The organism is Streptomyces sp. CAI-85 (genome assembly GCF_013363615.1).
Lineage (GTDB): Bacteria > Actinomycetota > Actinomycetes > Streptomycetales > Streptomycetaceae > Streptomyces > Streptomyces antibioticus_B.
In genome coordinates this window covers 31,644-42,203 of record NZ_JAANNX010000029.1, presented here as the reverse complement: position 1 = coordinate 42,203, position 10,560 = coordinate 31,644, and the positions used below count along the sequence as shown (strand labels likewise).

Sequence of the window (10,560 nt, the reverse complement as noted above, 5' to 3'; positions counted from 1 at the left end):
GCAGCCCCACCCGAGCCATCTGACCACCACCCCAGGGAGACACCGTGCCGCACGTCAACATCAAGCACTTCCCCACCCCGGTCGGCGAGGAGCAGTCGGCCCGTCTGGTCGCCGCGATCACCGCGGCGCTGACGGAGAACCTCGGCTGCACCGAGGACGCCGTGTCCATCGCACTGGAGCCCGTCGACCCGTCCGAGTGGACCGAGCGCGTCTACCGCCCGGAGGTGGTGGAGCGGCGCGAACTGCTCCACAAGCTGCCGAACTACTGAACCGCGGCCCGCTGAGACATACGAGGCCCCGCGCGGCCGGAGCGATCCGGCCGGGCGGGGCCTCTCCCGTGGGCGGGCGAGGTCAGAGCCGCTTGCGGAAGACCTCGGCGGTCGTCAGGAGGACGTCGTTGCCGCGCGGCTCGCCGATCGAGACGCGGACGCCCTCGCCCGGGAACGGGCGGACCACCACGCCGGCCTCGGCGCAGGCCGCGGCGAAGTCGAGGCTGTGGTCGCCGAGCGGCAGCCAGACGAAGTTGGCCTCGGAGTCGCCGAGCGTCCAGCCCTGCGCGCGCAGGCCGGCGGTGACCCGCGTGCGCTCTTCGACCAGCGACTCCACCCGCTCCAGCAGCGCGTCCTCGACGCGCAGCGAGGCGACGGCGGCGTCCTGGGCGAGCTGGCTGACGCCGAACGGGACGGCCGTCTTGCGCAGCGCGGAGGCGACCGGCTCGTGCGCGATCGCGAAGCCGACCCGCAGCCCGGCCAGGCCGTACGCCTTGGAGAAGGTGCGCAGGACGCAGACGTTGGGGCGGTCCCGGTACAGCGCGACGCCGTCGGGCACGTCGGCGTCGCGGACGAACTCGCGGTACGCCTCGTCGAGGACGACCAGGACGTGCGCGGGGACTGCGTCCAGGAAGCGGACCAGCTCGGCGCGGCGCAGGGCGTTGCCGGTCGGGTTGTTGGGGTTGCAGACGAAGATCAGCCGGGTGCGGTCGGTGACGGCGGCGAGCAGGGCGTCGAGGTCGTGGGCGCCGTCGGCGGTGAGCGGGACGGACACCGGGGTGGCGCCGGCGATCCTGGTGATGACCGGGTACGCCTCGAAGGAGCGCCAGGCGAACAGGACCTCGTCGCCCTCGCCGGCCAGGGCCAGCACCAGGGACTGGGCGACGCCGACCGAGCCGGGGCCGGTGGCGAGGTGCTCGGCGGGGACGCCGAAGTGCCGGGCCAGCTCGGCGGTCAGCTCGCCGACGGCCATGTCGGGGTAGCGGTTGAAGGCGCCCGCCGCGGCGACCGCGGTCTCCAGGACGCCGGGCAGCGGCGGGTAGGGGTTCTCGTTGGCGGCCAGGACGAAGGAGCCGGCGTAGTCCGGCTTTCCGGGGCGGTGGGCGGAGAGGGCGTCCAGGTCCGGCCGCGGACGGGGGCCGTGCTGACGTCCGGTCGCAGGGCTGGTCGCAGCGGTCTCGGGGCTCGCGGTCACGGGGTTCACGCCTTTCTCGGAGGGGCGGTGCGGGAGGCCGGGGCGCGGTCGAGGGCGCGGTCGACGAGCAGCCCCGCGGCCCCGGTGTAGCCGTCGGGGTCCAGCAGGCCGGCGAGTTCACCGTCGCCGAAGGCGTCCTTCAGCTCGGGCAGTTCGGTGAGGATCTCGGCCAGGGGGCGGCCCTCGCGGTCGGCCAGGACGGAGGCCAGGGTGAGGCACCGGCGGGCGGTCGCCTTGCCGATCCGGGGCGCGAGGACGGCGGTGAGCCGCTCCGTGACGAGCTGACCGCCCGTCAGAGCAAGGTTGGCGCGCATCCGTTCCGGCCGGACGGTGAGCCCCTCGGCCAGCTCCACCGCGGTGTGGGCGGCGCCGCCCGCCAGCCGCAGGCACTCGCGCAGCAGCAGCCACTCGGCGTGCCAGGCCCCGCCGGACCGCTCGTCCTCGGTGGTCAGGCACTGGGTGAGGCCGGCCGCCAGGACGGGGACCTGTAGCGCGGCGGAGCGGATCAGCGTCGCGAGCACCGGGTTGCGCTTGTGCGGCATGGCGGACGACGCCCCGCGGCCCGCCGGTGCCGGTTCGCAGACCTCCGCCACCTCGGTGCGGGCCAGGACCTGCACGTCCACGGCGAGCTTCCCGAGGGCCGCCGCGGTGTGGGACAGCGCGGCGGCCAGGTCGGCGAGCGGGGTGCGCAGCGCGTGCCACGGCAGGACCGGCCGGGCGAGCCCCGTCTCCTCCGCGTAGGCCGCGGTGAGCCGGTCGAGGTAGTCGCCGAGCCCCTCGTCGGGGACACCGCCGTCGACCTTCGCGTACTCCAGATACCCGGCCAGCGTGCCGGCGGCGCCGCCGAGCGCCACCGGCAGCCCGTGGGCCAGGACCCGTTCCAGGCGCTCGGCGGACGCCAGCACCAGCGCGCGCCAGCCCGCCGCCTTGAGGCCGAAGGTGGTGGGCACGGCGTGCAGGGTGAGCGTGCGGCCGGCCATCGGGGTGTCGCGGTGCTCTCGGGCGAGCCCGGCCAGCGCGTCGGCCGTGCGGTGCAGGTCGGCGAGGACCAGCCGCAGTGCCCGGGCGGCGACCAGCATGGCCCCCGTGTCGAGGATGTCCTGACTGGTGGAGCCGCGGTGGACGTACTCGGCGGCCGACGGGTCGTCCTCGGCGACGACGGCGGTGAACGCCTGGACCAGGCCGACCACCGGATTGGCGGTCTCCCGGGCGGCCAGGGCCAGCGCCCGGACGTCCAGGCGCTCGGCGCGCGCGGCGGAGCTGATCGTGGCGGCGGCGGACGCAGGCAGCGTGCCCAGCCGGGCCTGGGCCCTGGCCAGGGCCGCCTCGGCGTCGAGCATGGCCTGGAGCCAGGCCCGGTCCCCGGTGGCCGCCTCCACGGGCGTACCGGCGCGCACGGGGGAGAGCAGCCCCGCGTCGATGTCCCGGTGGTCGATGTCCCCGTGGTCGATGTCGCGGTCGTTCATGCCACGGCCTCCCCCGCGTCGGCGCGGGCGTCCGCGCGGGTGTCGTCCGCCAGCAGGCTCAGTACGGCGGCGGCGATCGCGTCGGAGTCCTCGACGGTGACCGAGCCGACGCCCGGCCGGATGCCGGCCGCGGTGACCCAGTGCACCGACTCGGTCGGGACACCGTGCACGAACCGGCGCGGATGGGCGCGGCCCTCGGCGTCGACCGGGTGGTGCGGCCGGCCGGACACGGCGACGGCACCGGTCTCGTACTCGCTGCCGCACTCCCCGAGGATCCGGTAGGGCACGTACTGTCCGGTCGTCAGCAGATGGCGCATCAGCCGGTCGTCGGTGCGGCGCAGGTCCGGCTCGGGCAGCCGGGCCTCGATCAGCACGCCGGCCCGGTGCCGCGGCCCCGGTATCCGGCGGGAGCCGACCTCGAACGCGGCGCCGCCGTCCGTGACCGCCTCGACGACCATGCCGGGCCCGACGATCTCGACCGTGCCGGCCTCCACCAGGGCGATCAGCTCCTCGATCCGGGAGGCGGGCGGGCCGATCGACAGGAAGGCGTTGAGCGGGGTGTACCAGTGCTCCAGCTCGTTCCGGTGGGAGTTGGCCTCCAGCCCGCCGTGGTCGACGGCGAGCCGGATCTCGTTGCGCAGATCGCGCAGCACGTCGAGGGCGGCCTTGAGCGGGCCGCTGACGTTGCCCAGCTCGGCCTCGACGACGTCCTGGCGCAGATGCTCCAGGAGCCAGGTGCGGAAGTCGTCGGCGTCGGCGAACTCCCGCTCCCGGTACGGCTCGGCGATCCGGTCCCAGTCCCAGCGCTCGGCCGCGGGGACCCCCACGGCGTCGAGCAGCCGGGCCTTGTCGGCCGTAGAGTCGGCCGGGGAGCCGGCCAACGAGCCGGCCGCCGAGTCCGCGGCCTTCAGGTAGCGGTCGGTGAAGGCCGTCAGTTCGGCCGCGTCGACCCGGCCGGCCAGCAGGGCGGCGTAGTACACGCTCTCCACCTCGGCGGCGATCAGGGGCCACAGGTGGGTGCTGAACCGGATCCACTCGCCGTCGGCCGCGAGCGCCCGCAGTTCGTCGGTCTTCTCCACCGTCAGCAGCCTGGGCCGGTGGCGGCCGTAGGCGCCCTTCTCGTTCTCGCCCCGGGCGTGGTACGGCACACCGCGCCGCGATCCGGCGAGGATGCGCGGCTCCCACCCGGACGGGCGGTAGACCAGCCGGCCGTCCACCCGCTCGAACGAGCCGCCCCGCCCGGCGGTCAACAGGGCCATGTGGTCGAAGAAGTTGAGACCGAGGCCGCGCAGTACGACGCTCTCGCCCGGCCCGATCCGGGAGTGATCCGTGTCGGCCGGGTTCGCCGGGGCGAGGTACACCAGACCGTGTTCGGCGGCGAAGGCGCCGAGCCGCTCCTCCTGCGCGGTGGCCCGCACCGGGACGTGCCCCTGCGTCAGCACCACCGCGTCCAGGCCCGACAGACGGGTGCCGTCGGCGAGCAGCAGGGTCTGGAGTCCGCCGTGCGCACCGGCCTCGTCGTCCAGCGCGACCGCGTACTCCCGGTGGACCCGGATCTCCAGATGCCCGGGCGCCTGCGCGACCAGCGTGCGGAACACCCGGTCCAGGTAGTGCCCGTAGAACGCGCGGGTGGGGTAGGTGTCCGGGCCGAGGCGGCGGGCCTCCGCGAGGGCCTCCTCGGGAACGGGGACCGTGCCGGACGCCACGTCCCGGGCCCATTCGTACAGACTCGGCCCGTCCTCGACCGGCCCCACCAGGTTCACGCTGGCGTCGGCGAACACGGTGACCTGGGAGGCCACGGTGTTCATCAGCAGCTCCCGGGACTGGTCGGTGCGCCACACCCGGCCGGGTCCCGGCGGATACGGGTCGACGACGTGGACCGTGATGCGGCCGGCGGACGGGGACTTCCGCTCCTGGGCGATCAGGCGCTCCAGCACCGAGAGCCCACGGGGACCGGCCCCGACGATGGCCATGGACGACGTACTGCTCTTCACGAGTGTTCTCCGCTCGACGGTGGAGGGGACGAGGGAAGCGGGAAGGGGAAACCGGCCCTGCGGCCCGGACCGGGTGCACGGGGGCACGGATCGGCGGACGGGGCCGCGGACGACGCCGGAACACCGGCGGACCGGGGGAAGGCCGAAGGAAGCCGGGGGCGCGGTCACGACGTCGCGGACCGGCACCCTCACGGGGCGGGCCACGGCGGCCGAGGACCCCGGGTGCGGGAATGCGCCTCTACGGCGGCGGAGGAGGGCAGACGCCGAAGCGCCTGGACCCGTACCTGTCCGGACTTAGCGGAGAGGGCTGGGGATGAGGTTCTGGATCACGTCCGCACGGACGGAACACTCTTCCGCGCCACGTGCCGAAGCCCTCAGCGTGGCAGCGTCGGCCGCTGCGGCGACATCGCGCCGACCGCGGCCGGACTCCCGGAGCGCCATCGGTTTCCCCCCGTGGAAAGGACTGTTGTCACGGCCGTTCGCGGAACGCCGCTCTGACATGACAGCAACTATGTGAAGGCCGCCCCGCCACGGACAAGGCAGTCAATCCCTCGGATAGGCGCACTGCCGGGAAGCGAGGGATGTAAAGCCGGACGGATGGGCGCAGAAGGGGGTGATCCGCCGCCCTGTTGATGTCACCGCCCGGAGCTTGGAAAAGGGGACTCAGCCTCCGAGGCCGTCACGGAGCAGGTTCTTGGCCACCTCGGTGCGCGACGGGGCGAGTTCCTCGGCCAGCCGGGCGGTCCGGTCGGGGTCGGGGGTCAGGGCGGCCGTCAGCGGAGTGCCGGTGAGGAGGCAGGTGCGGCGCAGATGGGTCGGCGGGTGGGTGGCGTCCACCTGGTGGCCCCGGCGGGCTCCGGCGCGGCGCTGGCGCTCGTACTCGTGCTCCGGGACGGACGCCGCGTAGGCGGCGAGGCGGTCCCAGATCTCGTCGGCTCGGGACGCGGCCTCACGGGCGGATCGCGGTCCGCCGAGGGTGGCGCGGTTGATCTCGCTGCGCAGCAGGACTTCGAGCGGGCCGACGATGAGCAGGCGGTCCATGAGGCCCACCGCCGCCTCGGTGGAGGCGGTGCGGGCGGCCAGCCGGTCGGCGAGGTACTCGGCTCGCGTCCCGGCCCGCGAGGTCAGCCGCAGGAGCAGCACCAGCAGGCCCCGGAGCAGCAGGCGCGGCACCACGTAGACGACGTTGACGACCATCTCGATCGCGGACGGGTGCTGGATCGGCTGGAGGGCGTGGTGGCAGAGGGCGAGGCTGCGCACCGCCGAGCCCACCACGAGGCCGTTGCGGGTGTCGCCGTTGGCGTAGTGGGCCAGTTCGTGGCCGAGGAGCGCGATCCGCTCCTCGGGGCTCAGCACCTCCCACAGCGGGATGCCCAGCACCAGCAGCCGTCGGCCGCGTACCCCGTACGTCGTGACGGCGGCGTTGATGCTCCCGTCCACGGCGATCGCGTGCACGCTCCGGGTGCCGACGGCCGCCGCCACCTCGTCCACCAGGGCGAAGAGTTCGGGCGCGTCGGTCCGCAAGAGGACGGGTATGTCGGTGGGCAGACGGCTGGGCCGCGGGGCGAGACCCAATCCCAGCACAAGAAGTATGAAACCGATCCACGGGCCGCCGCCCCAGTCCGCCATGACGCCCCAGATTCCGCCGACGACCAGCGCGAGGGTGACGCCGTGCACGGCCAGGGCCAGTGCGGTGGCCAGCACGGCGTCGGCGTCGCGTCGCGGCTGCGATTCCCGGCCGCTCAGCATCTCGGCGAGCAACTGCTCGCCGTGGCGTCGGGCCAGGGCGCGCTCGACCCGCTCCAGCCGTCCTCCGGCCGGCTGCGGTTCCCCGGGGTCCACGTTCCAGTCGCAGGCGGCGCACCAGACGGTGAACCGGCTGTCGCCACGGATCTCCGCGCCGCATTCCGGGCACGGCTGTGTCGTCTCTCGGGCGACGGCGGGCATGGCGCTTTCCCCTCCTCCGCGGCCTCTCCCCAGAGCCGCTACCTGCTGGTACGCGCAGATCTGATCACATGGCCGGGCCACAGTGAAGACGGGGTCGTCCGGATCGGACGAACCGTGATCACGCCGCAATCGACCGCGCAGAACCGAGGGGGTGGTGCGGTGCGTGTAGGGGGTGGTGGTCGACCAGCCACCGTCTTCACCGTCCGATGAGTTATGGGGGATTTATGAGATCCGCTGTTCGGAAGGCCGCCGGATTCGCCGGGGTCGGCCTGTTCGTCGCCGCCACGTCCTTGACCGGGGCGTCCGCGGCGCATGCGGAGGGGCCCACTCAGGGGTGCCCGTATCCGTACGTCTGTTTCTACGCGGACAACGACGACTTGCTCGCGGGCCGGGTGCTGTCGAAGTACAAGGACGTCACCAGCGGCTATCAGGCGGTCACGCCCCGGCCGCACTACGGCGTCCTGAACACCCGGAACGACGACGTGGTGTTCCTGCGGCTCCAGAGCGGGGGGTCGATCTGTCTGCCGCCGAACTCCCAGACCGTGTTCGCCGACGGCTACCGCGTCAACGGCATCAAGATCTCCAGCAGTTCCACCTGCCCCGCCGGTCAGTAGCCCGAGGACGCGATTCCTGCCGGGACGTCGTCGTCCGGGACTTGGACCCTGATCAGGGTGAACTTGCCTGATCCGGAGCGGAATTGAGCCTCCCGCAGGGCTGCGGTCAGGGTCTCTTCGTCGGGTGCGGTGATGCCGTGTCCGCCGAAGGCCCTGGCCAGGTCGTCCGCCGGGGTGGAGCGCCAGGTCGTGGAGATGTGCGGGCCGGGGGTGCCCGCGCGGAGGCGTCGGGGCCAGCCGAAGCCCTCGTTGTCCAGGACGACGACGATCACGCCCAGGGCGTGGTGGTGGAGGGCGTCCAGAGCGCCGACGCTCAGGCGGAGCGCGCTGTCGCCCGTGACCAGGACGACCGGTTCGCCCGGGCGGGCCAGGGCCGCGCCGATGGAGGCGCCCAGTCCGAAGCCCATCATCGTCTGTTCGCCGGGGCAGACCGGACGGGCGCCGTGGGCGACCGTGAGGACCGGGTAGTGGTAGGTCCAGATGTCGTGCAGGCCGTTCTCCTGCACGAGAAGGGTGTGCGGGCCCAGGACACGGGAGATGTGGTGAAGGGTCGAGCGGACCGGGGAGCGGCCGAAGTCCGTTTCTGTGGTGGCGTGTTGGGCCTCTGAGACGTGGTGCTGTGCGGCCGACCACTCCGCCTTCGCCTTTCCGGGGGCGGCGGTCAGGCGTCTCGTCAGTTCCCGGACCGTCGACTGCGCTTCTCCCAGCAGCGGGTGGGTCACCGTCGGGCTGCCCTCGCCGAAGGCCGCGGGAGAGGTGTCGGCCTGGACGACCGTCGCCGTGCGCCAGTTCGTCCAGCCCATGCGGGCCGTCTCCTCCAGGCGGGTGCCGAGGAGGAGAAGGGTGTCCGACGTCTCCAGGAGGTCCGTCGCCGGGGGTGTGGTGTAGAGGCCCAGGAGGCCGAAGGCGCGCGGATGGCGTTCGTCCACGGCTCCGCGGCCGGCCGCCGTGGTGAAGACGGGGGCCTCCAGGAGGTCGGCCAGTTCCTCCACGCCCTCGATGTCGTGCGGCCAGCGGGTGCCGCCGCCCGCCACGATCAGGGGGCGCCGCGCGGTGCGCAGGGTCTCGGCCGCCTCGTCCAGGTCCGCCGGTGAGGGGAGGGTGCGGAGGCGGCGTACCGGGCGGATCACGGGCGGTGGCGGCTGGTCCGCTCTCGTCACCTCGTCCGTGATCTCCAGGGCCGTCAGGTCCGGGCGGCCGTTCAGCGCGCGGTGGATCGCCTGGCGTACGGCCCAGGTGAGCTGCTCGGGGTCGTCCACGCGGTGGGCCCAGCCGGCCAGGTCCCGGATCATGGAGAGCTGGTCCACGTACTGGAACGCGCCGCGGCCGACGTTCTCCTTCGGCACGGCGGTCGTGATCACCACCAGGGGTACGGCGAGGGAGGACGCCTCCAGCAGTCCGGGCAGCGCGTTGGCGAAGCTGGGGCCGGAGTTGAGGGCCAGGACGGTGGGTTCGCGGGCGGTGAGGGCGTAGCCGGTGGCCGCGCAGGCGGCCGTGCGCTGGTCGCCGATGACCGTGACGTCGAGGCCGGGGACGGCCGACGCGGCGTCCAGCAGGCCCGGTTCGTCGGAGGGGAGACCGAAGACACGGCGTACACCGCCCGCGGCGAGGGTGTGGGCGACGGCCGCCCAGCAGGTGAGGAGGTCGGTCACTGCGCTGCCCCCGTCTCGGTGCCGGGCCTGCCCAGTTCGGCCGAGAGGAGCAGCGGGCGTGCCGTGACGGTGCCGTGGGTGCGGACGTGGCCGGCGTCCGGGCCGTAGCCGCCGAGGGGTTCGTTGCCGTTCTCGGCGTCCAGGGCGGTGCGGGAGTCCAGGGACACGGCGGTGGCTATCCGGGGCGTTCCCGATGGGGTCGTCCGCGCTTGGAGCTTCGGCTCGCCGTACACCGAGACGTACATGCCTCTGCGCTGTTCCGCCGGGGTGTGCAGCCAGCGGGAGACGTCCGTGGCGGTGCCGTAGCGCATCACGCAGACGACCGGGGCGAAGAACTCCGGGGGTAAGAAGGAGTCGTCCCAGGTCAGGTCCAGGAGGGTGGGGGTGACCAGGCCGGTGCGGTGGTCCACGCGGCCGCCCTCCCTGATGTGGTCGCGGTGGGCGTCGAGGAAGGCCGCCGCCTGGCGTACGGCGTCCGGATAGCACAGGGGGCCGACCGTCGTGGCCGGGTCGGACAGGGGGCCCACGGCCGTCGAGCGGAGCGCTTCGCGCAGGGCCGTCACCAGGTCGTCCGCGATGGAGTCGTGCGCGAGGACGACGTCCGGGCAGAGGCAGTCCTGGCCGGAGTTGTGGGTGCGGGTGCGGACGATGTCCCTTGCGGTGGACGCGAGTTCGGCCTCCGGACCGACGACGATCGGGTTCGGGCCGGAGCCGAAGGCCAGGAGGAGGGTGCGGTGCGGGAGGGTTGTGCCGACCTCTCGGGCGTTCTCCGGGCGGCCGTTGAAGACCACGGCCTCCGCCTGTGCGCACCTGGCGATGAACTGACGCTGCGTCATGTCGGTCAGCTCGATGCCGGCGGGGTGGGCGTCCCGGAAGGCCGGGTCGGAGGTGATGACGCGGTGGATCCGCCGCGACTCCTCCCCCACCCTGCGGGACGGCCGCATCACGATGTGCCCCGCGAAACCGCTCGGGATCAGGCCGAACAGGACGTACGAGTAGAGGATGTTGTTGGAGGGGAGGAAGACGCCCAGTTCCGTGATCGTGCGCGGGCGGTGGGCGTCCGTCTCGGCGCGGGCGCCGCGCAGTGCGGCGAGGGCGCTGTCGAACTCGGCGACGGCGGCCGCCCTCGTGGTCACGGACTCCAGCGCGGCGAGGAGTTCGGAGCGGTTGCGCAGGAGGATCGCCGTTGCGGGGTCCGGAGGGGGCGGCTGGCTCGCGTGGTCCATGACGTGCGGCTCGGGCATGGTTCCTCCTGGCCTCGGACGGGTGTGCTCGCCGGGGGTGGCCGGTATCCGGTGGTTATGCCGTGGGGGTGTGCCGTGGGCGTGATGTACCCGGCAGGTGTCGGGTCCACGCACGCTCCGGTGCCGGGCGGCCGGTGTCGTAACGGGCACGGGTTGGTTGCGACAAGGCGATGGGGGCT

8 protein-coding genes are annotated in these 10,560 nt (G+C 73.6%); 2 read left to right on the top strand and 6 right to left on the bottom strand.

Annotated elements, in window-relative coordinates; translation table 11 throughout:
* Positions 1-44 precede the first annotated feature (44 nt).
* Positions 45-269 carry a tautomerase family protein gene (locus G6W55_RS38375; RefSeq protein ID WP_030784393.1) on the top strand — a complete coding sequence of 75 codons (225 nt, stop codon included), beginning with the start codon at positions 45-47 and terminating at the stop codon, positions 267-269.
* A gap of 82 nt (positions 270-351) precedes the next feature.
* Here the strand turns inward: G6W55_RS38375 and hisC are convergent, their stop codons facing one another.
* From hisC to G6W55_RS25425, 4 genes are all read right to left on the bottom strand, one after another.
* Positions 352-1,464: a histidinol-phosphate transaminase gene (gene hisC, locus G6W55_RS25440; RefSeq protein ID WP_175523154.1), complete on the bottom strand. Its 1,113-nt coding sequence runs from the start codon at positions 1,462-1,464 to the stop codon at positions 352-354.
* 5 nt (positions 1,465-1,469) lie between these two features.
* Entirely contained in the window at positions 1,470-2,930 is a 1,461-nt protein-coding gene (pcaB, locus tag G6W55_RS25435) for a 3-carboxy-cis,cis-muconate cycloisomerase (RefSeq protein WP_175523153.1), read from the bottom strand.
* Positions 2,927-4,924, bottom strand: a complete 1,998-nt coding sequence (locus G6W55_RS25430; RefSeq protein ID WP_375372470.1) for an FAD/NAD(P)-binding protein — start codon at positions 4,922-4,924, stop codon at positions 2,927-2,929. Before G6W55_RS25430 ends, pcaB begins: the two co-directional genes overlap by 4 nt.
* 663 nt (positions 4,925-5,587) lie before the next feature.
* Positions 5,588-6,871 (bottom strand): M48 family metallopeptidase, encoded by a 1,284-nt coding sequence (locus G6W55_RS25425; protein ID WP_175523152.1) that lies wholly within the window; start codon positions 6,869-6,871, stop codon positions 5,588-5,590.
* Positions 6,872-7,095: 224 nt separating this feature from the next.
* On the opposite strand from G6W55_RS25425, the gene G6W55_RS25420 reads away from it, so the two are divergent.
* Positions 7,096-7,485 (top strand): hypothetical protein, encoded by a 390-nt coding sequence (locus G6W55_RS25420; RefSeq protein WP_175523151.1) that lies wholly within the window; start codon positions 7,096-7,098, stop codon positions 7,483-7,485.
* Here G6W55_RS25420 and G6W55_RS39450 read toward each other — a convergent pair.
* Positions 7,479-9,137 (bottom strand): thiamine pyrophosphate-binding protein, encoded by a 1,659-nt coding sequence (locus G6W55_RS39450; protein ID WP_175523150.1) that lies wholly within the window; start codon positions 9,135-9,137, stop codon positions 7,479-7,481. The two genes, G6W55_RS25420 and G6W55_RS39450, sit on opposite strands and share 7 nt — an antisense overlap.
* The gene (locus G6W55_RS25410; RefSeq protein ID WP_175523149.1) at positions 9,134-10,381 is read right to left on the bottom strand and encodes an aldehyde dehydrogenase family protein; all 1,248 of its coding nucleotides are present in this window, start codon (positions 10,379-10,381) and stop codon (positions 9,134-9,136) included. The genes G6W55_RS39450 and G6W55_RS25410 overlap by 4 nt, the downstream gene beginning before the upstream one ends.
* Positions 10,382-10,560 lie beyond the last annotated feature (179 nt).